Genomic DNA, 25,610 nt, shown 5'->3' with positions numbered 1-25,610 from the left:
TTACCGACCTGCTCCGGCTCGAAACCGACCGACATGCTTCGACGAAAAGTCGAAACTCTTCCCGGGAAGAAGGTCAGAACGAAACGACACCCCGCAGGATCGAGGGCTGCCTGCCGAGATCAACAAAAAACGGTCGTGGTACTCGAAATATATAACAGCCTAATTCAATACCAGCCATGGATGTTAAAATCGCTTCGGACTGGAAAGAGATTCTTTCCGAAGAGTTCGAAAAACCCTATTTCCGAGAACTCACCGACTTCGTACGGCAAGAATACGCTTCCCGCCGGATATTCCCCAGAGGAAGCAACATTTTTCGTGCCTTCGACAAATGCCCGTTCGACAAACTCAAAGTGGTAATCATCGGACAGGACCCCTATCACGGCGAAGGACAGGCCAACGGACTCTGTTTCTCCGTGGCGGACGGCGTGCCGTTCCCACCCTCGCTGCAGAACATCTTCCAGGAAGTAGCCGACGACACCGGCTCGCCGATTCCCACGAGCGGCAACCTCGACCGCTGGGCCGAACAGGGCGTGCTGCTACTCAATGCCGTGCTGACGGTCCGGGCGCACGAAGCGGCCTCCCACGCAGGACACGGCTGGGAAACTTTCACCGATGCGGTCGTGCGGGCCATCGCACAGCGCAAGCAAGGCATCGTTTACATGCTGTGGGGAAGTTACGCCCAGCGCAAAGGCGCCATCGCCGATCCCCAGCGCAACTGCATCCTCAAAGCCGTCCATCCCTCCCCGCTGTCGGCCTACCGGGGATTTTTCGGCAGCAAACACTTTTCCCGGGCCAACGAATATCTGCAAAGCATCGGAAAGGCACCGATTTTGTGGTAAGCATAATAACTTCTAAAACCTGATTATACGCGTTAGAGTACCTCTCTGAAAGCACAGCGACCCAAGCCCTCTCCGAGAAGAGGATTTAGAAAGGGCTGCATTGCAAATGCGGGCACAGGCCGCGAATAGCGCCCCTCGAATTCAATGCTGCGACCGTCGGATAAGGATACATTGCAAAATATAATCGCCACCATAAAAATATGCTGCAACCACTTAAGATTACTCTCGTCATCTGTTACACGGTCCTGGCACTATCCGTAGCGGGGGTCCTGCTATCGGGCATATTGGGACGGCTCGAATGGCTGGCTCTTTGCGCCGTCTGTGCTCTCGCGTTGCTGTCCATCACCCTGGTCTTGGGTAAAAACCTGCGCATCCAGCGTATGATGACCGAAGACGAATATTCCGACGACAGGTAATCGCCCCGCACCGACTGTCACCGGCGACAATTGCAAAACAAAGTTCGGAAATGGAATAAAAAAGCCGGAACTTTTAGAAGTTCCGGCTTTATCATAAACGGGGTTCTCTACCCCAGATAAGATTTCAGCAACTTGCTGCGGGAGGAGTGACGCAGGCGACGGATTGCCTTCTCCTTGATCTGGCGTACACGTTCGCGCGTCAGGTCGAATTTTTCGCCGATCTCTTCGAGCGTCATTTCCGAACAGCCGATGCCGAAGAAATATTTGATGATATCCCGCTCGCGTTCGGTCAGCGTTTCCAAGGCACGATCCACCTCGGTCGAGAGCGACTCGTTAATCAACCCTCTGTCGGCATTGGGCGAATCGGGGTTCACCAGCACATCGAGCAGGCTGTTGTCCTCGCCGTCGGCAAAAGGCGCATCCACCGAAACATGGCGGCCGGCGACACGCAGCGTATCGGTCACCTTCTCCTTGGGAAGCTCCAACTCATTCGCCAACTCCTCGGGCGAAGGGGTGCGCTCGTGCTCCTGCTCGAAACGGGCGAAAGCCTTGTTGATCTTATTGAGCGAGCCCACCTGATTGAGCGGCAGGCGCACGATACGCGACTGCTCGGCCAGAGCTTGCAGGATCGACTGACGAATCCACCACACGGCATACGAAATAAACTTGAAACCCCGGGTTTCGTCGAACTTCTCCGCAGCCTTGATAAGACCGAGGTTTCCCTCGTTAATCAAGTCGGGCAGACTGAGGCCTTGATTCTGATACTGCTTGGCCACCGACACGACGAAACGCAGATTGGCTTTGGTGAGCTTCTCCAATGCCTCCTGGTCACCCTTCTTGATTCGCTGGGCAAGTTCCACCTCCTCCTCAACCGTAATGAGCTCCTCCTTGCCGATTTCCTGCAGGTACTTGTCCAAAGACGCGCTCTCACGGTTGGTGATGGACTTCGTAATTTTTAACTGACGCATATTTAATTTTATAAGAATATTCTTAAACTACGGCAATAAAAAACGGTAAAACATACCCGGCTTTCCTGGCGCTTCCCTATTCGACAAGCACATAGCTCGCCGAACGTCCGTCGGGATATACTCCGTCGATGCTGCGAACCTTATCGGTCATCCGCTGCATATCGGAGAGCGAACGCACGGACTTGTCGTTGATGTGGGTAATCACGAATCCCGGTCTTACCCGTGCCTTCGACAGAATACCGTTCGCCTTGATTGCCAGCACTTCCACACCGCCTCTGATCTCCAGTCGGCGACACAGACGTTCATCGGCCGTGGCGAACTTTCCACCCAAAACTTCCATCACATCGACGTCGTCCCGCGTGAGGAGTTCCGTCTTACCTGCTTTATTACGCAAGGTCACCTCGATTTGTTTCATCGAACCCGACCTTTTTATCATTAATTTTACCTTGTCGTTGGGACGGTGCTTGCCGATCTGCTCCTGAAGCGTCGCAGCCTCGTTCAACTCCACGCCATCGACCGAAAGAATTACATCTCCCTTGCGGATACCGGCCTGCGAGGCAGCGCCCCCTTCGGACACACTGGCGACATAAACGCCGCCCAACTCCTCGATACCCGTTTCCTCGCCCATCTGATCGATGAAATTCTGATCTATGGGGCGGAATGCCAGACCCAACAGAGCCCGCTGCACGACGCCGTACTCCTTGAGATCCACGACCACCTTGCGGACGATCGTTTCGGGGACCGCGAACGAATAACCGACATAGCTACCCGTCATCGTCTTGATTACGGTATTGATACCGACCAGTTCGCCGCGCGTATTGACCAACGCACCGCCCGAATTACCGGGATTGACGGCCGCATCCGTCTGGATAAACGACTCGATGCGGAATTCGCTCGGAATGACATCCAACTGACGCGCTTTGGCACTCACGATACCGGCCGTAATGGTCGATTGCAGGTTATAGGGCGATCCGATGGCCAGCACCCATTCGCCCAACCGGAGCGAATCCGAACTGCCGAAAGGCAACGTAGGCAGGTCCTCGGCCTCGATCTTCACCAGCGCCACATCCGTCGTGGGGTCGGTACCGATCACCTTGGCGTCGAACGTGCGGCCGTCGCTCAGCTTCACGCGAAGGCGCGTAGCCTCGTCCACCACATGGTTGTTGGTCACGATGTAACCGTCTGCGGAAATAATCACGCCGGATCCTCCGCCCCGACGCTCCTGTGTCGAAGGGCCGCGCCGGCCCTGCTGGGGAATACCGAAAAATTCGAAAAACGGATCGTACTGCCGCTCGGGAACTTCGATCTCCTGAACCACCTCGATATTCACGACGGCCTTGACAGCATTCTCGGCAGCATACGTAAGATCCGGATACTGCTCGGCCTGATACGAAGTGAAATGGGTTCCCGCCTGAGAAAAGGGGTCGTCAGACACTGCCCCGCTTTGCGGCGTAACAACATGCGTGCCGTTCTTTTCGGCCGGCGATAAAATACTCCAGGCGACGACACCGCCGGATGCGGCGCCTGCGGCAATCATACCTAATAATAACAATGCCTTTTTCATAATCCAATATTGAAATAATTTAACTGGTTTTATTACGGAGGCAATTTTATTCCATAGGCTGTTTCTGTTTGAGCGTTTCTATTTAGTTACAGAACGCCCAGAAAAGACGATTATTGTGTTTCCTGCTTTTAGACGTGTCGCGAAGCGAAAACTCCGCCGTCGGCACACAGAATAATTCACCCGAGCCCAAATCCTGAATCTGCCGACCTTGAACGTAACCCGATAGATACCAAGGCCCTATAAGACGGCACCTATTTTTCGTAAGATAATATGGGGAATAAGTTTTTATTCCCCGTTTTTTATGTTTACCTTTGCAGTCCTCGCCGATCGGCGGGGAATGTGGAAAGATTTGACTGATTGCAAACCACAATAAAAAATAGCTAAAACAGCTTTTTTATTCCAGCAGCCAATTTTTCCCCATTTTATACGTTTAACTTCCAAAAAAAATGTAAAATGGGATTTTTATTTACGTCGGAGTCCGTGTCCGAAGGACACCCCGACAAAGTTTCGGATCAGATTTCCGATGCCATTCTCGACGAATTCCTTCGTCACGACCCCAACTCCAAAGTAGCCTGCGAAACGCTCTGTACCACCGGTCTGGTTGTCGTCGCGGGCGAAGTGCGTTCGAGCGCCTACGTCGATATCCAGCACGTAACACGCCGCGTAATCAACCGTATCGGTTATACCAAAAGCGAATATCAGTTCGACGGTAATTCCTGCGGCGTACTCTCCGCGATCCACGAACAGTCTCCGGACATTAACCAGGGTGTCGTGCGCGAGGCCGAAGAAGAACAAGGCGCGGGCGATCAGGGCATCATGTTCGGCTATGCGTGCAACGAAACGCGCGAATACATGCCTGCGACGCTCATCCTCTCGCACGTCATTCTCAAGGAACTGGCCGTCATCCGCCGCGAAGGGCAGGTGATGACCTACCTGCGTCCCGACGCCAAGTCGCAGGTAACGATCGAATACGACGAACAGACGCACCGTCCGCTGCGCGTACATACCATCGTGGTTTCGACCCAGCACGACGATTTCATCCCCACGAGCAAGGGCGTCACCGAGAAGATGGCCGAAAAACGCATGCAGGAGAAGATCCGCGAGGACGTGCGCACGATCCTCATTCCACGCGTCAAGGCCCGTCTGGAACGCGCCAAGGATAAGTTGGCGCGACTGATCGGCGACGACTATATCCTGCACGTGAATCCCACGGGCAAGTTCGTCATCGGCGGCCCGCACGGAGATACGGGACTCACGGGCCGCAAGATCATCGTCGATAGCTACGGCGGACGCGGTGCCCACGGCGGCGGCGCCTTCTCGGGCAAGGACTCCTCGAAGGTGGACCGTTCGGCAGCTTACGCAGCCCGCTACATCGCCAAGAACATGGTGGCGGCCGGGATCGCGGACGAAATTCTCGTGGAGTTGAGCTATGCCATCGGGATCGCCGAACCGATCTCCGTCTTCGTCGATACGCACGGTGCGGTATGCAGCCGCAATCCGAAGCTCGCGGACATGACCGACGGGGAGATCGCCCGCCGTATCGCCAAGCTCTTCGACCTGCGTCCGGCAGCTATCGTAAAGAAATTCGGCCTCAAAAACCCGATCTTCGAAGCGACGGCATCCTACGGACATTTCGGCAACCGCCCCTACACCCGCAAGGAGAAAGTGTGGGAGGACGGCCGCGAGGTGGAGCGCGAGATCGAATTCTTCGGCTGGGAAAAGCTCGATGCCGTCGATCTGATCAAGCAAAAGTTCGGACTATAACGCGACCGACCGCACAAGTAAAAAGTCCCCGAAAAGGGGACTTTTTACTTGTCTGCATCCGTAGGCGAGCAGCGAATTCTTTCGAGTTCCTCAAACCGAAAAACAGTGCGCACGGACTCCGTTCCGTGCAAATCCGCGAACCGCCCGGCATATACTGCGAGGGCTGTGAACTATTCGTTCACAGCCCTCGCAGCCTTTTAATATGATTCAATTAACCCAATAACATACGATCCCTGTTCCTCAACTCCGCCGTAATGTCCTTCATTTCGCCGTCCGTCACCCGGTAAAGCCGCTGGTTCGTCGAAGCGGAATCCAAGCCTCCCAAATGTGCGACATACGGTCCCAGCTTGATATAATCAAAACTGCGCGGGTCGATACCTGCGGCCAATTCAGAACGCCCCGAATACCAGCCTGTCTTCAGCCGGCCCTCGGTCGCAGCCCGCACACAGGCGCTCCAATGCGCGACATCGCCGGGCGCTGCATCGCCTCCCATAAAACAAACGCAGGTAATCGCATTTCCGTATCCCGACAACAAACTATTCAGCAAATTATCGTCCAGCGGCTCCCCGACCTCTTCCCACAGATGGGGACTGTGACACCCGGCGCACCGGTTCGGACACCCCGAAAGATTCAGAGCGAGGGTCACTTCGCCCGGAATCTCCTGGAACACCACATCAAAGCTGGCCAGGCGTAGCATAGTGACGACGCGCGGCCTCCTGCTGCCGAGCTTGAGAGAAGTTGCTGACACGCTTCATATAACCGATGATACGGGTCAGATAATCGAGATTCCTGCCGTTGCATTTCGGACACGCCTTGAGGTTGCGCTTGTCGATATGCCCGCAATCGTTGCAGACCGTATTCGGGATGTTGAACGTGAAATAGTTGCATCCCTCCTGCGAAGCCACGCGCAACAGGTGGCGGTACTGCTCCCGGCTCAAATGTTCCTGCAGGTTCATGTGCAGGGCCGAGCCGCCCGTGAGGTGCTCGATGTATTTGCGGCCGTGCAGTCGGAACTTGTCCACGATGTTGAGCGATTCGTCCTCGACGATGTAAAAATAGCTGTTGTAACAGTCGCGCCCCACCTTGTAGCCGTCGCGCTTGTCCCATTTGGCATGTTTCACTCCCACGTTCTCCGCCGGAATCATCTCGCAGTTGAACATCACCTCCTTCGAGCGGTACTTCTTGTTGTACTTTTCGATCATTCCGAGAATTTCCTGTGTAAAACGTTCGTAATCGGGATTGTCGTTGATCGGAATGCCGAGAAATTCGGCTGCTTCGACCAGTCCGTTCACACCGATAGTGAGGTACTGGCGCGACATATTGATATAGCCCGCATCGAACAGGGGCAGCATCCCCTTCGACTGCATGTATTTCAGGTTCTCGTTGTAGGCCAACTGCACCTTGTGCACCAGATCGACCACCTCCTCGAGGAAGAACTGATAGGGCATACCCTTACGTGCGGCGTACTGGATGCAACGGTTCAGGTTGATCGTCAGCACGCTCTTCGAGCCGGTCGATACGCCTCCGGCGCCGAGCGTGTAGCTGAACCCGTTGTCCGTAATTTCGTTGCGCAGGCGGCAGCAGCTCGAAAGCGAATCGGCATTGTCGCTCATGTAGGTAAAGAACGAATGTCCCTCGGCATACATTTCGGCCGTGAAATCGCCCCACTCCTTGTCCTTCACGTCACCGTTTTCCGTGAGTAAAGCCATCGTTTCGACCGGGAAGGTCAGCACGGTGCGGGTCCGTTCGCGGTTGAACCACTTCATGAAACGCTTTTGCAGCCAGCTGAGCGACTCCCAGTCGGGCTTGCTGCCGTCGGGGAAGAGGAAATTTCCGAACAGGCTCTCGAAATAGTAGCGGTCGTAGTAAGCAACGTTCCAGAACACGGCCTGGAAATTCCGCGCTCCGGTCGGCTGGTTGATCGAATAGACGATCTGTTCGAAACAGTCGGTGATGACCTTGTCGATCGTGCGCCGTTTCTTCGAGAGATCGACCACCTCGTCCGCCCGTTTGAAATAGTCGGTGCCGTACTCCTGGCCGATGAAATAGTTCATATACATCAGAAATTCGGGTGTGGCGCAGGCGCCGCTGAGCATACTCGACACGATAAAAACCATATTCACGAAGCCGCCGCAGAATGACTTGAGGTTGGTCGGGGCTTTCGAATTGCCCCCGATCGAAATCGTTCCTCCGATGAGCCAGGGATACATCGTAATCGAAGCGCAATAGTTGGCCAGCGAAGTTTCGTCGTTTTTGTAGATGAAATGGTCGTTCAGCATCTCGATATACTTGTCCGCCAACTCCTTGCCGTATATCTCCTTGAGGCGGTCGGTGAGCATGCGGCGGTTCAGACGGATGAAATTCGATTTGGGCAGCTCGCCGATGAGCGTAGCCATGTTCTTGTTCTCCACGTTGGCATTGGCGTCGAACTTGCTTCCTGTCGCGGCGTTCGAAGCATCGCAGTACTCCATGAGGAACTGCAACTTGTCGCGCACCTCCCGATCCTCGGTATGCCGCTGGCGATAAAGCATATAAGCCTTGGCTACCGTGTAGTAACGCTCGGCCATGAGCGCGACCTCCACCTGGTTCTGGATCTCCTCGACCGAGATGCCGTCGGTCACGCTGACCCGGCTCAGGATGTTGGTGATCACGTCCTGCGTAGCGAAACTCCCGACCGAAAGGAATGCCTTGGCGATCGCCCGCTGAATCTTCTCCATCGAAAACGCCTCCCGCGTTCCGTCCCTCTTGACAATGAATGTTTCCATAACGATTAAACTTCTCCTCAAATATTATATTATTATACTCATACTTTCAACGCTCGAATTCCCCACACCGATAACTCCACCGACGGAAATTCGGCCGATTCCGACCCGGCTCGACGGCAACAAATATCAGCCGCCGGGCTTTCTCCGCAGAAACACGACAAGCCGCACGTTCCGAGCCATACCGTACGCCTTCGTCGGCCAGATCGGTGTCGTCCGATCCGACGACTTTTTACCGACCCTTCGGAAAAACCGAAATACACCTCTTCTGAACGACGGATTCGCAGCGATCCGACCCGATACAACACAGGCAGGAATGGAATTTACAGAACCGGCAATAGATACGACGAAGCATCCGAAACCGTTCCGACGCTTTTCACCCGAAAGCAACGAATCTCGTCCCGGTACGGCAGGTCTTCTGACTTGTTCCGGACGGCACGCCTTCCCGGCCCGAACGGCCAGTGGCTGAGAGAATGTACCGCCCAAAAGAAACTTACAGCTACGGGGATAGTTCCTGACTTTCACAGGATTCCCTTTTAATCCCGGTGGATTCGCCCTCCACATCGGGAACCGATACCGAAAACAAATATAGGGTTTAATCGCATTCGATGGTCCGCCCCTCCGGCATTTTATGGAAAAGTTATCAACAATAACAGGAAAAGGCCGCCCCAAGGCACTCTGTCCATGATCCGATTTCAAAGCTGCACCCGTTCTTCCCCGAACATCGCCGGACAAGTCTTCGGGAAACCCGACGGGTGCAAAAAACAGCGGAAAGACCCGTGAAAAAATCAACGGGAGAACGACGGAACAAACAGAAGACAGGCCCGGACGCCTATCGGCATCCGGGCCTGTCTTCTATCCGTTTTACAACCGGCTTATTTACCGATCAACTTCTTCACCTCTTCATATACCGTCTGGCCGTTGTAACCGAACTTCTCGTCGAGGACCTTGTAGGGTGCCGAATAACCGAAGTGATCCAGACCGTGAATCATACCGTTTTCACCTACCAGTCCCAGCAATGTCACGGGCAGACCCGACGTAAGGCCGTAACGCACCACACCCTGTGGCAGAACGGTCTGCTGATAGGATTTGGGCTGGTCGCGGAAAAGTCCTTCGCTCGGCACGCTCACGATACGGACCGCGATTCCCTCCTTCGAAAGCAACTCGGCACCTTCGACCAGCGTAGCGACTTCGGAACCCGAAGCGAGCATCACCACAGCCGGTTTGGCGGCATCGACTACGATATAGGCGCCTTTCGAAAGCTGGGCAGCCTCCTCACGGCGGCTGTGATTGAGTGCGGGCAGATTCTTAATATTTTGCCGCGACAGGATCAGCGCGACGGGACGATGCTCCTCGATCGCCAATTTCCAAGCTGTAACGGTTTCCTCGCCGTCGGCCGGACGCAGCACCAACATAGAACGCTCCCCCCGGTGATTCTTCAAATGTTCCATCAGACGGATCTGAGCCTCGTGCTCGACGGGCTGGTGCGTCGGACCGTCCTCGCCCACACGGAACGAGTCGTGCGTCCAGATATAGATTACATGCAGGTGCATCAGGGCAGCCAGACGCACGGCGGGTTTCATATAGTCCGAGAAGACGAAGAACGTACCGCACGCCGGAATCACGCCCCCATGCAGCGCCATACCGTTGGCGATGCAGGCCATCGTCAGCTCCGAAACGCCTGCCTGGAAAAACTTGCCCGAAAAATCACCCTTCGAGAAGGCTTTGGTTTTCTTGAGGTAGCCGTCCGTCTTGTCCGAATTGCAGAGGTCGGCCGAGGCGACGATCATATTTTCGATCCGCTCCGCATAGAAGGAGAGCACCGAAGCCGAGGCGGCGCGGGTCGCACCGTCGGGTTTGATCTCGAGTCCCTTGTAGTCCATCTCCGGCACCTTACCCGAGAGGAAAAGATCGAGTTTGCGGGAGAGCTCCTTGTGCTCGGAACGCCACGTCTTCTCCCTCTCGCGCTGCGTGCGCACCCATTCACGAAGCTCTTCGCGGCGGGCGTCGAACACCTTGCCGCTCTCGGAGAAGATCTTGAACGGATCCTCTGCATCGCCGCCCAGGTTACGGACGGTAGCGGCGAAATCGGCTCCGGCAGCCGTCAGCGGCTGACCGTGCGTCGAAACCTTGTCCTCGAAGCTCGATCCATCGGCCGCGACCGCACCCTTGCCCATAACCGTACGGCCGATGATAAGCGTCGGACGCTCCTTCTCGGCATTGGCGGCCGTGAGGGCTTCGCGGATCTGCTCTACGTCATGGCCGTCGATGGTGATGACGTTCCAGCCCCACGCCTCGTATTTCATCGCTACGTTCTCGGTATCCACCTCATCGACCTTGGTCGAAAGCTGAACGTTGTTCGAGTCGTAGTACATGATCAGATTGTTCATCCCCAAGTGGCCGGCGATGCGGCCCACGCCCTGCGACACCTCCTCCTCGATACCGCCGTCGGAGATGTAGGCATAGGTCTTGTGGGACTGCCACTCCCCGAAACGAGCCGCGAGGAACCGCTCGGCGATCGCGGCGCCCAGCGCCATGGCATGCCCCTGGCCCAGAGGACCCGACGTATTCTCCACACCGTGCAGCACGTCCACTTCGGGATGGCCCGGCGTGACGCTGCCCCACTGCCGCAGGTTACGCAAATCCTCCACCGTATAGGTTCCGGCCAGCGCGAGAGTCGAGTAGAGCATCGGCGACATGTGTCCCGGATCGAGGAAGAAACGGTCCCGGAAAGGATAATCCATCTGATCCGGATCGTAGCGGAGGAATTCGGTGTAAAGTACTGCCATGAAGTCCGCGCCGCCCATTGCGCCGCCGGGATGTCCCGATTTGGCTTTCTCGACCATCGCTGCAGACAGGATACGGATGTTGTCTGCAACGCGCGTGAGTTCGGATTTAGTAACCATAAGAGATTGTATGCTTTTATATTTTTTATGTATTGGCCTCACAGCCCGGGCCGACATTCGGCGCCCATCCCGGACGAATCGGCCGAATATGCACAACTCGGCCCGTTACCGGCAGAAAATATATGGAAACGAAGGACGAAGCCGAAGATCTTCCTTCTTTCCTCATTCTGCTCGTTCGGATCGAACGAGCGCGACTGCACACCGGTCCCCCGCCGCAGTCCCGCGTTCGGTGGTACAAATTTAATACAAATCCGGTCTATCCGACCTGCTTGAGCGCCAAAAATTTCTTCTTTTCGAACTTTTCCCGGGCATAAGGCAAGGTCACTTCGAAGCGACGCTCTCCCGAAGAGGGGATATCGAACATCGTGTCCATCATGATCGCTTCGCAGATCGAACGCAATCCCCGGGCACCGAGCCGGTACTCGATGGCTTTATCGACGATATAGTCCAACACCTCGTCGTCGAACACGAGCTTCACGCCGTCCATCTCGAACAGCTTTTCATACTGCTTGATGATGGCATTTTTGGGCTGCGTGAGGATCGAACGCAGGGCCTCGCGGCCGAGCGGCTCCATATAGGTCAGCACCGGCAGGCGGCCCACCAGTTCGGGAATCAGACCGAACGACCTGAGGTCCTGCGGCATAAGGTATTGCATGAGGTTGTTGCGGTCCACGGAATCGGCATTCATCCGTCCGTAACCCATCGCCCGGGTGTTGAGCCGCTGGGCGATCTTCTTCTCGATGCCGTCGAACGCTCCGCCGCAGATGAACAGAATGTTGCGCGTATCGACCTGCACGAACTGCTGCTCGGGATGCTTGCGCCCGCCCTGGGGCGGAACATTGACCACCGTGCCTTCCAGAATCTTCAGCAAAGCCTGCTGCACTCCTTCACCCGATACGTCGCGCGTAAGCGACGGATTGTCGCTCTTGCGGGCGATCTTGTCGATTTCGTCGATGAAGACAATTCCCCGCTGGGCCAGCTCCACGTCGTAGGAAGCCACCTGCAACAGCCGCGAGAGAATACTCTCGACATCCTCGCCCACGTATCCCGCCTCGGTAAGTACCGTAGCGTCCACGATGGTGAAGGGCACGTTCAGCAATTTGGCGATCGTGCGGGCCATCAGCGTCTTGCCGGTACCCGTCGGGCCGACCAGCAGAATGTTCGACTTGTCGAGCTCCACTTCGCTCGCCTCGCCCGAAGCATGCAGCAGCCGCTTGTAGTGATTATATACGGCCACCGACATATAGCGTTTGGCATCGTCCTGCCCGATCACGTACTGATCCAGAAACTCCTTGATTTCATTGGGCTTGAGCAAATCCTCGAATTTCAACGAAGTATTCTTTTGCTCCTTGCGACGGGATGCGGCTTCGTCATGCAGCACATCGTTTTCGATGAGCATCTGGTATCCTTTCGCAATACATTTGCTGCAAATATTGCAACCCTTGGACGAACTCAACAGGATCGCACCGTCGCGGCGTTTGGCCCCGCAGAACGAACACGCATCGCTCTCGTTGCCGTAAAGGTCTTCTCCGTAATTTTTAGCCATAGGTCTTTAGTTTTCCTTCGAATTTCGTTCTCGTTCCCGGTCGAACTTTCGGACGAGCCTCTGCCGGGATAAAGTCGAAAACAAACTCCCGTCATCATCTCTACCCGGCCGTCGATCGGCCTCGTTCCGACGTCGCACACCGGAAATATCGAACCGGGTTCTTCATTTATTCCGCTCGGCCTATCGAGCGCCCCGCTCTGCCTCCGCTGATCGGAAACGATGCATTTTCTCTCCCGAAATCGACCGTCCCCTGCAGATTGAAACAGAAATATTATCCCCGCTTGGTCAGCACCTCGTCGATCAGCCCGTACTCCTTGGCCTCCCGGGCCGACAGCCAATAATCGCGGTCGGCATCCTTTTCGATCTTCTCGATCGGAGCGCCCGAATGGGCCGCAATGATCTCGTACAGCTCCTGCTTGGTCTTGCGGATCTCGCGGGCCGTGATCTCGATGTCCGATGCCTGCCCCTGGGCCCCGCCCAGCGGCTGATGGATCATCACCCGCGAATGAGGCAGCGCCGAGCGCTTGCCTGCAGCACCGGCGGTCAGCAGCACGGCGCCCATCGAAGCGGCCAGTCCCGTGCAGATGGTCGCCACATCGGGCTGCACCAGTTGCATCGTATCGTAGATTCCCAGACCGGCCGTCACCGATCCGCCCGGGGAATTGATGTAAATCTGGATATCCTTTTCCGGATCGGCCGACTCCAGGAACAGCAGCTGTGCCTGGATGATATTGGCCGCATCGTCGTAAATCGGAGCCCCCAAAAAGATGATGCGATCCATCATCAAACGCGAAAAGACGTCCATCGTCGCCACGTTCAACTGGCGCTCCTCGATGATCGTCGGCGACACGTAGGCCGCGTACTGCGAGCGGAAATCATGCAGTTTCAGACTATTGATACCGCAATGCCGGGTGGCGTATTTTTCAAATTCATTCATAACCGAACAGTTTGCAAGTTAATAAAAAACATCGGAAGCCGGTTCAAAAATTTTTCCGCGACTTGCCTCCGGTCCTACTCGATTTCCCGTACCCGGCCAACACACGATGCAGGCTCGAATCCGGCAAAAACGAGGGAAGAAGCAAAAAACAGAAGTATGACTACTAAACAGACTTTGAGGGAGTGATTGCAAAAATCAAACCCTCAAAGCTCTGATCGGATACCAATTTTCCGCTGTTTCTTAAATCTCCTTGGCCAGTTTTGCGAACTCTTCGGCAGAAACGGCCTTTTCGGTCACCTTGATCTTGGACTTCACGTCCTCGACCACCTTCATCTCATACAGCTTCTCGTAGATCTTCTGTCCCTGCTCGCGGTCCTCGAGAATCTTCTTGGCGTAATTGGCCAGCATATCTTCCGGAGCCGTCGGCAATCCGTATTGAGCGAACTGGGCCTGTGCCAACGCCTTGGCCTCTGCAGTAGCCTCTTCGGGGGTTACCGTAAGGTTATCCTGCTTGATGAAATATTTCTGGAGATAATTCCAAGTGAACAGTTTTACGAAAGCGTCGAAATCCTTCTCGATCTCCTCCTTGGTGAACTTGCCTTCGTTGATGACGTACAGCCAGCGCTTGAGGAACTCGACCGGCATGGTCAGCCCGGCTTTCTTCAACAGGAAATCACGCAACTGCAACGTGAACAGATAGTCGCTCTCGCGGCGCAGCTCTTTCGAAATTTCGGCATCGACGAACGCCTCGAACTCCTCGGCGGTTTTGACGTTGCCCGCAGGAAAAGCCATCTTGAAGAACTCCTCGTTCAGCTCCGGTTCCGCGAACTTGCGGATCTTGGTGATTTCGAGAGAAAATTCGGGTTTGATACCCTCCAATTCGTTCTCCTTGACCTGCAATACGGCGGCACGCTGCGCCGGAGTCTTGTAAAGCTCATTGACATTGACCTGCGTCTTGAACCCGACCTTCTTGCCGATGAAGGGCTTGCGCTCCTCCTCGTTCATCGAAATCAGTCCGACGTAAGCGCCCTCAATCTTCATATCGCCGTTGTCGAGCGTCACCTCCAGCGCTTCGTCCGCCGTTACCTTGTCGGTATCCACCAGACGGCCGAAACGACGCAGGAAATTGCTGCGGTAATCGTCGTGCATCTTCTTATCGACCTTGATCGTGTAGTAGGTCATCTTATCTTTCGCCGACAGCTCGAGTTTCACCTCGGGAGCTTCGCCGATCTCGAAGATGAATTCAAATTCGGTCCCGTTCTCGAAATCGAAGTCGCCCTGCTCCTCCGAAGGGATCACGTCACCGACATAATCGATCTTCTGCTCCTGCAGATAGTTGAACGCTGCTTCCGAAGCCTGGCGGTAAGCCTGCTCCGCAAGCACGCCCTTGCCGTACATCTTCTTGATCACGCCCATCGGCACCATACCGGGGCGGAAGCCCGGAATATTGGCCTTGCGTTTGTACTCACGCAGGGATTTTTCGACCGCATCGCCGTAATCCTTCTCGCCTACGGTCACCTTGATGAGCGAGTTATTCTGCTCGCGCTGTTCTCTTACGATATTCATATTTCAGTTGTTTTATACGTTACAGTTCGGGTCGGCAAAAGTACAAAATAATTCATTAGCAAGCAACAAACACCCGATAAATATCTCCGCACCGATCCGTTTTTCTTTCAGGAAGGGCTTCGGAGAAGAGCACCCGGATCGACAGCCCCTCCGATCCGTAATTCGGGTGCCGAAATCGACGTCTTTTCCCGAAAAATAGCTATCTTTGTTGCCTAATTATAATAAGGACATACCGGCTATAAACGGCCAACACCGCAGCCGGACAGAATATAAACAATACGAAATCCAATGACAAAAATCGTATGGATCGGACTGCTGGCGATGACGCTGGCCGCCTGCTCGGGACGCACGAAAACCCTCCGAACGGAAACCCCGGCCGCTACCCCCGCCGCGCCGCGCACCTACACCTACCGGGTCATCGAAAGCTATCCCCATTCGACCGACAGCTACACGCAGGGGCTCCTGTTCGCAGACGGAGTGATGTGGGAAGGTACGGGCGAATACGGACACTCCCGCCTGCAGCGCATCGACCTCGAAACAGGACGCACGGACGTAGTGGCTACGCTGCCCCGCAGCGAATTCGGCGAAGGCATCGCGCTGCTCGACGGCAAGATCTACCAACTGACCTGGGAAAACAACAAAGCCTACGTCTATGACGCGGCAACGGGCCGGCAGCTCCGCACTTTCGCCTATGCGGGCGAAGGATGGGGCCTCACGACCGACGGCGAGCGGCTCTACATGAGCGACGGCAGCGAATACCTGCGCATCCTCGATCCGGAAACCTTTCGGGTGCAACGCAGCGTGCCGGTCACCTTCCGGGGTGCCCCGGTACAACTGCTCAACGAACTGGAGTGGATCGACGGGAAGATCTGGGCCAACGTCTATGTCACCGACCAGATCGTCATCATCGACCCCGCCAGCGGCATCGTCGAAGGGGTCATCGACCTGCGCGGCCTGCTCCCGGACGAAGAGATCGCCCCGGATACCGACGTACTGAACGGCATCGCCTACGACGCGGCCTCGGAACGTATCTTCGTGACAGGCAAAAGATGGAGCAAACTCTTCGAAATCGAAATCATACCCCAATAAAATACCACACGACGTGACAAAAAACCGCGACATACGACACGAACTCGAACACCGCATCCTGCTGCTCGACGGCGGATTCGGCACGATGATACAGCAATACGGCCTGGACGAAGCCGACTACCGGGGCAAGGAGTTCGCCGCGAGCGAAAAACTTCTCAGAGGCTGCAACGACCTGCTGAACCTCACCCGTCCGGAAACAATCCGCGAAATCCACGAGAAATACCTCCAGGCCGGATCGGACGTAATTACGTCCAACACGTTCAACGCCAACTCCATTTCGCTGGCCGACTACGGACTGGCAGCGGAAGCGTACCGCATTAACCGGGTCGGCGCAGCCATCGCCCGCGAAGCGGCGGACGCCTTCACCGCCCGCAATCCGCAGAAGCCCCGCTTCGTGGGCGGCTCGATGGGCCCGACGAGCCATACGCTGTCGATGTCGGCGGACGTGGACAACCCCGGCGCCCGGGCTTTCACTTTCGAACAGCTCTCGCAGGCGTACTACGATCAGGCCCGGGGCCTGATGGACGGCGGCGTCGATCTGCTGATGCTCGAAACCGTCTTCGATGCGCTGAACGCCAAGGCAGCGATCTTCGCCATCGAATCCCTCTTCGCCGAACGCGGCATGCGACTGCCGGTCATCGTCTCCGGCACGCTCACCTCGTCGGGACGCACCCTGGCGGGACAAACCATCGAAGCCTTCTACACCTCCGTCGCACACGCCGAACCGCTGGCCGTGAGCCTCAACTGCTCGTTCGGCGCCAAGGCCCTGCTGCCCTACCTGGAGCGGCTGGCCGCTGTTTCGGAATTCCGCGTGGCGGTCTATCCCAATGCGGGTCTGCCGAACGTCATGGGCGGCTACGACGAGACGCCCGCGATGTTCGCCGCCGACGTAGAGGAATACATGCGGCGCGGCCTGGTCAATCTGGTGGGCGGCTGCTGCGGCACCACGCCCCTGCACATCTTCGAACTGGCGAAGATCGTAAACAACTATGCGCCCCGCCCCCTGCCGCAGCGGCGGCACGTGACCTGCCTGAGCGGGCTGGAACAACTTCGGATCGTACCCGAAGCCAACTTCGTCAATGTCGGCGAGCGCACCAACGTCGCCGGCTCGGCCAAGTTCGCGCGGCTGATCCGCGAAAAGAATTACGAGGAGGCTCTCTCGGTGGCCCGTGCCCAGGTCGAAGCCGGCGCTCAGATCGTCGATGTCTGCATGGACGACGGCCTGATCGACGGTCCCGAAGCCATGCGCGACTTCCTCAACCTGATGGGTTCTGAGCCCGAAATCGCCGCAGTACCCGTCATGATCGACTCTTCGAAATGGGAGGTGCTCGAAACGGGCCTCCGGGTAGTGCAGGGCAAGAGCGTCGTCAATTCCATCTCCCTGAAGGAGGGCAAGCAGGAATTTCTGCACCGCGCCCGCCTCATCCGCCGTTACGGAGCCGCCGCCGTAGTGATGCTCTTCGACGAACAGGGACAGGCAGACACCTATGCCCGCAAGATCGAGGTGGCGCAGCGGGCCTACAAACTCCTCACCGACGACGGATTCCCCGCCGAAGACATCATCTTCGACCCCAACATCCTCGCGGTGGCCACCGGTATCGAAGCCCACGACGCCTACGCCAGGGATTTCATCGAAGCCGTGCGCTGGATCAAGCAAAACCTGCCGCACGCCAAGATTTCGGGCGGCGTGTCGAATCTCTCGTTCGCCTTCCGGGGCAACAACGCCGTGCGCGAGGCCATGCATTCGGTGTTTCTCTACCACGCCATCCAAGCGGGTATGGACATGGCGATCGTCAATCCCCAGATGCTGCAAATCTACAGCGACATCGAACCGGAACTGCTCGAACGAGTCGAGGATGTCATCCTCTGCCGCCGCGCAGACGCAGCCGAACGCCTCACGGAATACGCTTCGCAATTCACCAAAACCGCCGCGACGCAGACGCAGCATACCGACGCCTGGCGCTCGGAGCCGCTCGGCAAGCGCATCGAATACGCCATGCTCAAGGGCGTGGCCGACTACATCGAGCAGGACGCGCTCGAAGGCTACCGCACGCTGGGCTCGCCCCTGGCAGTGATCGACCGGCTGCTGATGCCGGCCATGGAAGTCGTAGGCAATCTGTTCGGGCAGGGCAAAATGTTCCTGCCGCAAGTGGTCAAGACCGCCCGCGTGATGAAAAAAGCCGTCGCCGTACTGACTCCCTACATCGAGCAAGGTTCCGAAGCGAACGCCAAGAGTGCCGGCAAGGTGCTGGTGGCTACCGTGAAAGGCGACGTACACGACATCGGCAAGAACATCGTGGCGGTAGTCATGGCCTGCAACGGCTACACGATCCGCGACCTGGGCGTGATGGTCGAGTGTCCCCGCATCATCGACGAAGCCGTCGCCTGGGGCGCCGACGCGATCTGCCTGAGCGGACTGATTACCCCTTCGCTCGAGGAGATGATCCACGTCTGCGAAGAGCTGGAACGCCGGGGGTTGCAAATTCCCGTACTGATCGGCGGTGCGACCACTTCGGACGTACACACCGCCGTAAAAATAGCTCCGACCTACTCGGGCCCGGTGATCCATGCCGACAACGCCAGCCGCAACAACAAAATCCTCGGCGAACTGCTCGGTCCCGGCCGGGAAGAGTATCTGGCTCGCGTGCGCGAGGAGCAACAGACCCTGCGCGACCAGTACCGCCGCCGCGAGGAGATCCGCACGATCCTACCCTTCGGTCAGGTGCGCAAGCTGCGCGTGCCGAAACCCGCGTCCGAAATCGCTGTTCCGGCCCATACGGGACGGCTGGTGTTTCCGGACATAAGTATCGCCGATGTGGAGCCGCTGATCGACTGGAACTTCTTCTTCCCGGCGTGGGGGCTCAAGGGCCGCGTACCGGAGATCTTCGAAAACCCCGAACACGGCGCCGAAGCCCGCAAGCTCTACGACGACGCGCAAAAGATGCTGGCCCGCATCCGCGAAGAAAAACTCCTCACCCTCCAGGGCGTAGCGGGCATCTTCGCAGCCGTCAGCCGGGGCGACGACATCGTGGTCACCGGCCCGAAAGACAAGAAATACATCCTGCCGATGCTGCGCAGCCAGGCCCCGGTCCGGGAAGCCCAGGCCCGCTGTCTGGCCGATTTCATCGCCGACGAAAAGGCAGGCAGAACCGACTATATCGGGGCCTTCGCCCTCACGGGCGGCATAGGGCTCAAGGAGCTGACCGAAAAGTTCCGCGCGGAGGGCGACGACTACAACGCCATCCTCTCGAAGCTGCTGGCCGACCGCCTGACCGAAGCCCTCTGCGAATGGGTGCATATCTTCATCCGCCGCCAGATGTGGGGTTACGAAACCGGTCCGGCGCTCACACCCGAACAGATCATCCGCAGCAAATACCGGGGTCGGCGCATGGCCTTCGGCTACCCGGCCTGTCCCGACCACTCGCTCAAACGCGAGGTCTTCGACCTGCTGGCCGCCGACAAGACGACCGCCATGCGTCTGAACGACAACTATATGATTACACCTGAGGAGGCGCTCTGCGGCCTGTTCTTCGCCGACGCCGAATATTTCTCCGTCGGCCGAATCGACCGAGAGCAACTGGCCGACTACGCCGCACGCCGCAACATGGACATAGAAACGATCGAAAAACTGATACCCAATAACATCTGATGAATATTACGGATCTCATACAGGGCGCCGTCGCTTCGCGCACGACCCGTTTCGCCTTCGAGCTGCTCCCGCCCCTGAAGGGGGACGGTACGCGCAGCGTCTTCGGAGCCATCGACCCGCTGATGGATTTCAACCCGGCCTACATCAACGTCACCTTCCACCGCGAAGCCCTCAAAGAGGACATCCGCCCCGACGGAAGCCGCGAGTGGCACATCATGCGCCGCCGTCCGGGCACGGTCGGCATCTCGGCCGCGATCCGGCGCAAGTACGACGTGGAGGTGGTTCCCCACCTGATCTGCGGCGGCTGGTCGAAATACGACATCGAGGATTCGCTGATCGACATGGATTTCCTGGGGCTGCACAACGTGCTGGCGCTGCGGGGCGACAAGCGGCAGAACGAACCCCGCTTCGTCCCCTACGCCCAGGGACACGCCCACGCCGCCGACCTGGTGCGCCAGATCCAGGCCATGAACCGGGGAGAATTTATCGACGGCGAAGTCGAGGAGTGCCACCACTCCAAGTTCTCGGTAGGCGTGGCGGGCTATCCCGAAAAGCATTTCGAGGCGGCGAACGCCCAAAGCGACCTCCAGTACCTCAAGGAGAAGGTCGATGCGGGAGCCGACTACATCGTGACCCAGATGTTCTTCGACAACAGCAAGTACTTCGATTTCGTGGAGCGCTGCCGCAAAGCGGGCATCACGGTACCGATCATCCCGGGCATCAAGCCGATCTCGACGCCCAAGCACCTGGAGATCCTGCCCCGCACCTTCAGCGTCAGCCTGCCCGAAGAGCTGGTGAAGGCCGTCCGGGCCTGCGGCGAGGACACACAGGCGGCCCGCGAGGTCGGGATAGAATGGGCGATCCACCAGGCCAAGGAGCTCAAGGCGGCCGAAGTGCCGATCATCCATTTCTACACGATGGGACGCACGGACAACATCCGCAAGATCGCCCGCAACGTATTCTAATTCCGAATAGGGCAAAGTAATTGCTATTAAACGCTTAACCATGACACCCGTAGAGTTTCGCCGCCACCTGCACCGCCACCCGGAGCTTTCGTTCCGCGAAACGGAGAGCGCCCGCTTCATCGCCGAGGCGCTCCGCGAGGCAGGCATCCCCTGCCGTCCGATCGCCGGAACCGGCGTACTGGCCAAAATCGAAGGACGCGGCGACCTGCGGCGAGCCGTCGTGCTGCGAGCCGACATCGACGCCCTGCCCATCCGCGAACAGAGCGGCGCGGCGTGGAGTTCCGAGAACGACGGAGTGATGCACGCCTGCGGGCACGACATCCACGCAGCGGTGCTCTACGGCACCCTGCTCCGGCTCTCCGCCGAGCGGAATTTCGAGGGTACTCTTTTCGGAATCTTCCAACCCGGAGAGGAATCGAATCCCGGCGGAGCCTCCAAAGTGCTGGCCGAAAACCCCTTCGAAGGCTATACGGTGCTGGCCGTCGTCGGCGAGCACGTCGAACCCGCTTTGGACGCGGGCACGCTGGGCTTCCGCGCGGGCAAGTACATGGCCTCCAACGACGAACTGCGCCTCACGCTCGAAGGCGCGGGCGGCCACGCGGCCATGCGTGCCGAACACCGCGACACGGTGAGCGCCGCCGCACAACTGATCCTGCACCTCACGGCCCTGAACACGCCCGAACGGGTCGTTTCGATCGGCAAGGTCGAAGCTGCGGGCGCTACGAACGTCATCCCGGACCGGGTCTATATGGAGGGAACGATGCGTACCTTCGACGAACGGGAACGGGCCGAAGTGAAACGCAGGATCGAAGAACTCGCCGCCGCGAACGACGCCTCGTACGGCGTACGAACCCGGGTACACTTCACCCCCGGCTACCCGTGCGTGGTCAATGACCCGGAGTTGATCCGGCAGGCCGTCGCACTGGCCGAAACCGAAGGAATTCCCTTTCAAATGCTGCCCCTGCGCATGACTTCCGAAGATTTCGGCTTCTACGGCACCCGCTACCCGGCGATCTTCTACCGCCTGGGCGTCGGTCCCGGAGCCGGAAAACTGCATACATCCACCTTCAATCCCGACGAGGCGGCCATTCCGACCGGCATCCGGTTCATGGAACTCCTCGCCCGTAACTATTTCAACCGATGAATAAACTGAAAAATACGAAGAAGTCGGCCGCATTCGACCGCTCTTCGCTGATCATTAACCTGTTCCGGGAATTCCCGAACAACAAGTTCTCCCTCAAGCATCTGGCTTCGGCCTCGGGCGGCGCCACCAAGGAGGGCCGTCTTCGTACCCGTGAAATCATCACGGAACTGCTCGCCCAGGGCACTATCGAGGAGTGCGGGCAGGAAAAGTACCGTCTCAGCGGCAAGGAGCGTCCCCGTCAGGAGGGCATCGTACAGATGATCTCGACAGGAGCGATGTATATCCGCTCCGAGGAGTTCGAAAACGACGTATATGTCAGCCAGCGCAATTCGCTGAATGCTCTGGACGGCGACCGCGTGGAGTTCGTCATCACCCGCCGCTCCCACGCCGGGTCCCTCGAAGGCGAGATCACCCGCATCGTGGAGCGCAGCCGCAAGCAATACGTGGGCACGGCCGACGTGAGCGACCACGCCATCTTCGTCAAGATGGATCCCCGGCGCATGCCGATGGACGTCTATCTCTCCAAGCGGGACAACCCTAACGTACAGCACGGCGACAAAGTCGTGATCCGCATCACGGACTGGGCGCTGGGTTCCAAAAGCCCCGCCGGAGAGCTGGTCGAGGTATTGGGCCGCGCCGGAGAGAACAATACCGAGATGCACGCCATCCTGGCCGAATACGGCCTGCCCTACCATTTCGAGCAAAAGGTCGAAGATGCGGCCCAGGCCATTCCTTCGACGATCACCAAAGCCGATTATGCCGCCCGGCGCGACTTCCGCAAGATAACGACCTTCACCATCGACCCGGCGGACGCCAAGGACTTCGACGACGCCCTCTCGATCCGCAAGATCGAAGACGGCGTGTGGGAGGTGGGCGTACATATCGCCGACGTGACCCACTACGTTCAACCCCGCTCGGTGATCGACACCGAAGCCGAGGAGCGCGGCACGTCGGTCTATCTGGTCGATCGTACGATTCCGATGCTGCCCGAAAAATTGAGCAACGAACTTTGCTCGCTGCGCCCCGACGAAGAGAGTCTCTGCTTCTCGGCGGTCTTCACGCTCAACGAGGAAGCCGAAGTACTGGACAAATGGTTCGGCCGCACGGTCATCCTCTCCGACCGCCGCTTCACCTACGAGGAGGCGCAGCAGATCATCGAAACCGGCAAGGGCGACTTCGCCGAAGAGGTGCTGACGCTCAACCGTCTGGCCCAGCGGATGCGCAAAACACGCTTCAAGCGCGGAGCCGTGAGCTTCCAGCGCGAAGAAGCCAAGTTCAAACTCGACGCCGAAGGCAAACCGCTGGGCGTCTATTTCAAGGAGCAAAAGGAGGCCAACCAGCTCATCGAAGAGTTCATGCTGCTGGCCAACAAACAGGTCGCCGAATTCTGCGGACATCACAAAGTGAACGGCCGTGCCGTTCGGCGTACGATGGTTTACCGCGTACACGACGTTCCGAACGAGGAGAAGCTCGAAAAGTTCCGGACCTTCGTTCTGCGCTTCGGCTACGTATTCAAGGCCGACAAGGGACGCGCCGTGGCCAAGGAGATGAACAAGCTGCTGGGACAGGCCAAAGGACGCATCGAGGAGAACGTCATTTCGAACCTCGCCGTACGTGCGATGTCCAAGGCCTTCTATTCGACCGACAACATCGGTCATTACGGCCTCGCTTTCCCCTACTACACGCATTTCACCTCGCCGATCCGCCGCTACCCGGACATGATGGTCCACCGGCTGCTGGCCCGCTACCTCGAAGGAGGCAAATCGGCCGACCGCGACACCTTCGAGAAACTCTGCGTACACGCCTCGGAGCGGGAAGTGATCGCTGCCGAAGCCGAACGCGCCTCGATCAAGTACAAAATGGTGGAGTTCATGCAGGATAAAATCGGCCAGTTCTTCGACGGCCATATCTCGGGCATGAGCGACTGGGGCATGTACGTCGAGCTGGACGAAACCCACATCGAAGGCATGGTTTCGCTGCGGGAAATGGAGGACGACCTCTACCAGTTCGACGAGAACCGCTACGAGGTCTATGGACGCCGCAAAGGACGGATCTTCACCTTGGGCGATGCCGTGCGTATTCGCGTCAAGCGGGCCGATCTGCAACGCCGCCAGCTCGATTTCGAACTGGTGCACGATGCGGCGGCCGACTCCCGCGAGGACGACGTAAAGGGGCACGCAGCGATTCCGGTACGCCGCCAAAGCACGTCCCGACCGGGTAAGGGCGGCAAAACGTCCCGCAAAGGGGGCAAAAAAGGATCGAAGCGATGATCCGGGAACAGACGCAGCGAACCGCCGGGACCGGCCCCAACCGTGCGGAAGAGATATACGAAAAATGTCTGAAGCGTGATCCCCTCACGGCGGAGGAGGCGTATTGGCTTTACGAACAGGCCCCCCTGCAGGAGCTGGCTCTCACGGCTGACCGCGTGCGCCGTGCCGTAGTGCCCGACCTGGAGGTCGTGACCTGGCAGATCGACCGCAACGTGAACATCACCAACGTCTGCATTTCGGGCTGCCACTTCTGCAATTTCCACTGCAAACCCCACCAGACGGAGCGGGCTTTCATCACTACGCTGGATGAATACAAGGAGAAAATCGAGCGGATGCTCGCCCTCGGCGGCGACCAGTTGCTGCTGCAGGGCGGTCTACACCCGAAGCTGGGGATCGATTTCTACGAGGAGCTCTTCTCGACACTCAAGAGCCTCTATCCGCAGGTACGCCTGCACGCCCTCGGAGCGCCCGAAGTGGCGCACATCGCCCGCATCAGCGGCCTCACCACGCTCGACACCCTGAAACGGCTGATCGCCGCCGGATTGGACTCCCTGCCGGGTGCCGGGGCCGAGATCCTCGATCCCGGCGTGCGGAAAGCCATCTCGCCCGCCAAACCTTCGGTCGAGGAGTGGATCCAGGTGATGCACGAAGCCCACTGCCTCAACCTGCCGACCTCGGCGACGATGATGTACGGCCATGTAGAAACATCCCGTCAGCGTGTGGACCACCTGCTGCGCATCCGCGACCTGCAGGCCCGCTGTCCCGAAGGACATTACGGCTTTCTGGCCTTCATCCCTTGGATTTTTCGCTCGTCGGGCACCGAATTGGAGCGGCAGGGAGTTGCAACCCGCTTTTCACCATTGGAATACATTCGCATAATCGCCGTCAGCCGACTGGTTCTGAACAACATCCGCAACATCCAGGCTTCGTGGCTCACCGTCGGCAAGGCCACCGCTCAGGTAGCGCTGCACAGCGGCGCCAACGACATGGGTTCGATCATGATCGAGGAGAACGTCGTTTCTTCGGCCGGGGCGCACAACCAGTTCGATGCCGCAGGCATCCAACAAGCGATCCGCGAGGCGGGCTTCACGCCTCGTCTGCGGGACCAGCTTTACCGAATGCGGTAACGATCCCCATGCGGCAAGCCATATCAACTGAAGAGGGGTATTTCCCTGCACGAAAAAAAGCCGGAAAATTCCGGCTTTTTTATTCGGAACGAATTTTG

Annotated in this window: 17 protein-coding genes and 1 riboswitch; of the genes, 9 read left to right on the top strand and 8 right to left on the bottom strand. The window is 57.7% G+C overall.

The window, feature by feature from the left end:
• Positions 1-176: 176 nt before the first annotated feature.
• Complete coding sequence (ung, locus tag ALIPUT_RS05825) at positions 177-839, top strand: uracil-DNA glycosylase (protein ID WP_004328841.1); 663 nt, start codon at positions 177-179, stop codon at positions 837-839.
• Positions 840-1,039: 200 nt separating this feature from the next.
• Positions 1,040-1,255, top strand: a complete 216-nt coding sequence (locus ALIPUT_RS05820; RefSeq protein ID WP_004328840.1) for a hypothetical protein — start codon at positions 1,040-1,042, stop codon at positions 1,253-1,255.
• A 107-nt stretch (positions 1,256-1,362) separates the two neighbouring features.
• Here ALIPUT_RS05820 and ALIPUT_RS05815 read toward each other — a convergent pair whose 3' ends face one another.
• Positions 1,363-2,223: a sigma-70 family RNA polymerase sigma factor gene (locus tag ALIPUT_RS05815; RefSeq protein ID WP_004328839.1), complete on the bottom strand. Its 861-nt coding sequence runs from the start codon at positions 2,221-2,223 to the stop codon at positions 1,363-1,365.
• Between the two features lie 76 nt (positions 2,224-2,299).
• Entirely contained in the window at positions 2,300-3,787 is a 1,488-nt protein-coding gene (locus ALIPUT_RS05810; RefSeq protein WP_004328838.1) for a trypsin-like peptidase domain-containing protein, read from the bottom strand.
• Positions 3,788-4,240: 453 nt separating this feature from the next.
• Here ALIPUT_RS05810 and metK point away from each other — a divergent pair, with 453 nt between their 5' ends.
• Positions 4,241-5,551, top strand: a complete 1,311-nt coding sequence (gene metK, locus ALIPUT_RS05805; protein ID WP_004328837.1) for a methionine adenosyltransferase — start codon at positions 4,241-4,243, stop codon at positions 5,549-5,551.
• 211 nt (positions 5,552-5,762) lie between these two features.
• Here metK and ALIPUT_RS05800 read toward each other — a convergent pair whose 3' ends face one another.
• The 6 genes from ALIPUT_RS05800 to ALIPUT_RS05770 form a co-directional block, all read right to left on the bottom strand.
• Positions 5,763-6,248, bottom strand: a complete 486-nt coding sequence (locus tag ALIPUT_RS05800; RefSeq protein WP_004328836.1) for a 4Fe-4S cluster-binding domain-containing protein — start codon at positions 6,246-6,248, stop codon at positions 5,763-5,765.
• A complete protein-coding gene (nrdD, locus tag ALIPUT_RS05795) occupies positions 6,226-8,316 on the bottom strand; it encodes an anaerobic ribonucleoside-triphosphate reductase (protein WP_004328835.1) in 2,091 nt (696 codons plus the stop codon). The genes ALIPUT_RS05800 and nrdD overlap by 23 nt, the downstream gene beginning before the upstream one ends.
• Positions 8,317-8,704: 388 nt before the next feature.
• A riboswitch (cobalamin riboswitch) is annotated at positions 8,705-8,903 on the bottom strand.
• Between the two features lie 285 nt (positions 8,904-9,188).
• On the bottom strand, positions 9,189-11,219 hold the full coding sequence (locus ALIPUT_RS05785) for a transketolase family protein (RefSeq protein WP_040293255.1): 2,031 nt from the start codon (positions 11,217-11,219) through the stop codon (positions 9,189-9,191).
• Between the two features lie 256 nt (positions 11,220-11,475).
• Entirely contained in the window at positions 11,476-12,765 is a 1,290-nt protein-coding gene (gene clpX, locus ALIPUT_RS05780; protein ID WP_004328831.1) for an ATP-dependent Clp protease ATP-binding subunit ClpX, read from the bottom strand.
• A gap of 271 nt (positions 12,766-13,036) precedes the next feature.
• Positions 13,037-13,702, bottom strand: a complete 666-nt coding sequence (gene clpP, locus ALIPUT_RS05775; RefSeq protein ID WP_004328830.1) for an ATP-dependent Clp endopeptidase proteolytic subunit ClpP — start codon at positions 13,700-13,702, stop codon at positions 13,037-13,039.
• A gap of 240 nt (positions 13,703-13,942) precedes the next feature.
• Positions 13,943-15,268 (bottom strand): trigger factor, encoded by a 1,326-nt coding sequence (locus ALIPUT_RS05770; RefSeq protein WP_004328828.1) that lies wholly within the window; start codon positions 15,266-15,268, stop codon positions 13,943-13,945.
• Positions 15,269-15,556: 288 nt separating this feature from the next.
• On the opposite strand from ALIPUT_RS05770, the gene ALIPUT_RS05765 reads away from it, so the two are divergent.
• Genes ALIPUT_RS05765 through ALIPUT_RS05740 form a run of 6 tightly spaced genes read left to right on the top strand, consistent with a single transcriptional unit; the run spans position 15,557 to position 25,512 of the window.
• Entirely contained in the window at positions 15,557-16,357 is an 801-nt protein-coding gene (locus ALIPUT_RS05765) for a glutaminyl-peptide cyclotransferase (RefSeq protein WP_004328826.1), read from the top strand.
• Between the two features lie 13 nt (positions 16,358-16,370).
• Positions 16,371-20,006, top strand: a complete 3,636-nt coding sequence (metH, locus tag ALIPUT_RS05760; RefSeq protein ID WP_004328825.1) for a methionine synthase — start codon at positions 16,371-16,373, stop codon at positions 20,004-20,006.
• Positions 20,006-20,971 (top strand): methylenetetrahydrofolate reductase [NAD(P)H], encoded by a 966-nt coding sequence (metF, locus tag ALIPUT_RS05755; protein WP_004328824.1) that lies wholly within the window; start codon positions 20,006-20,008, stop codon positions 20,969-20,971. The genes metH and metF overlap by 1 nt, the downstream gene beginning before the upstream one ends.
• Positions 20,972-21,011: 40 nt before the next feature.
• Positions 21,012-22,115: a M20 metallopeptidase family protein gene (locus ALIPUT_RS05750; protein WP_004328823.1), complete on the top strand. Its 1,104-nt coding sequence runs from the start codon at positions 21,012-21,014 to the stop codon at positions 22,113-22,115.
• On the top strand, positions 22,112-24,385 hold the full coding sequence (rnr, locus tag ALIPUT_RS05745; RefSeq protein ID WP_004328822.1) for a ribonuclease R: 2,274 nt from the start codon (positions 22,112-22,114) through the stop codon (positions 24,383-24,385). The genes ALIPUT_RS05750 and rnr overlap by 4 nt, the downstream gene beginning before the upstream one ends.
• On the top strand, positions 24,382-25,512 hold the full coding sequence (locus ALIPUT_RS05740; protein ID WP_004328821.1) for a radical SAM protein: 1,131 nt from the start codon (positions 24,382-24,384) through the stop codon (positions 25,510-25,512). The genes rnr and ALIPUT_RS05740 overlap by 4 nt, the downstream gene beginning before the upstream one ends.
• Positions 25,513-25,610 lie beyond the last annotated feature (98 nt).

Origin of the sequence: Alistipes putredinis DSM 17216 (assembly GCF_000154465.1) — a bacterium.
Lineage (GTDB): Bacteria > Bacteroidota > Bacteroidia > Bacteroidales > Rikenellaceae > Alistipes > Alistipes putredinis.
This window is presented reverse-complemented; position numbering and strand designations above follow the sequence as displayed.

Coding starts and splice junctions, on each gene's coding strand:
- ALIPUT_RS05820 (WP_004328840.1), top strand. CDS start 1,040: ATGCTGCAACCACTTAAGATTACTCTCGTCATCTGTTACACGGTCCTG.
- metF (WP_004328824.1), top strand. CDS start 20,006: ATGAATATTACGGATCTCATACAGGGCGCCGTCGCTTCGCGCACGACC.
- ALIPUT_RS05740 (WP_004328821.1), top strand. CDS start 24,382: ATGATCCGGGAACAGACGCAGCGAACCGCCGGGACCGGCCCCAACCGT.
- ALIPUT_RS05750 (WP_004328823.1), top strand. CDS start 21,012: ATGACACCCGTAGAGTTTCGCCGCCACCTGCACCGCCACCCGGAGCTT.
- metK (WP_004328837.1), top strand. CDS start 4,241: ATGGGATTTTTATTTACGTCGGAGTCCGTGTCCGAAGGACACCCCGAC.
- ALIPUT_RS05810 (WP_004328838.1), bottom strand. CDS start 3,787: ATGAAAAAGGCATTGTTATTATTAGGTATGATTGCCGCAGGCGCCGCA.
- ALIPUT_RS05765 (WP_004328826.1), top strand. CDS start 15,557: ATGACAAAAATCGTATGGATCGGACTGCTGGCGATGACGCTGGCCGCC.
- ALIPUT_RS05815 (WP_004328839.1), bottom strand. CDS start 2,223: ATGCGTCAGTTAAAAATTACGAAGTCCATCACCAACCGTGAGAGCGCG.
- ung (WP_004328841.1), top strand. CDS start 177: ATGGATGTTAAAATCGCTTCGGACTGGAAAGAGATTCTTTCCGAAGAG.
- ALIPUT_RS05785 (WP_040293255.1), bottom strand. CDS start 11,219: ATGGTTACTAAATCCGAACTCACGCGCGTTGCAGACAACATCCGTATC.
- clpP (WP_004328830.1), bottom strand. CDS start 13,702: ATGAATGAATTTGAAAAATACGCCACCCGGCATTGCGGTATCAATAGT.
- nrdD (WP_004328835.1), bottom strand. CDS start 8,316: ATGGAAACATTCATTGTCAAGAGGGACGGAACGCGGGAGGCGTTTTCG.
- ALIPUT_RS05800 (WP_004328836.1), bottom strand. CDS start 6,248: ATGCTACGCCTGGCCAGCTTTGATGTGGTGTTCCAGGAGATTCCGGGC.
- rnr (WP_004328822.1), top strand. CDS start 22,112: ATGAATAAACTGAAAAATACGAAGAAGTCGGCCGCATTCGACCGCTCT.
- clpX (WP_004328831.1), bottom strand. CDS start 12,765: ATGGCTAAAAATTACGGAGAAGACCTTTACGGCAACGAGAGCGATGCG.
- ALIPUT_RS05770 (WP_004328828.1), bottom strand. CDS start 15,268: ATGAATATCGTAAGAGAACAGCGCGAGCAGAATAACTCGCTCATCAAG.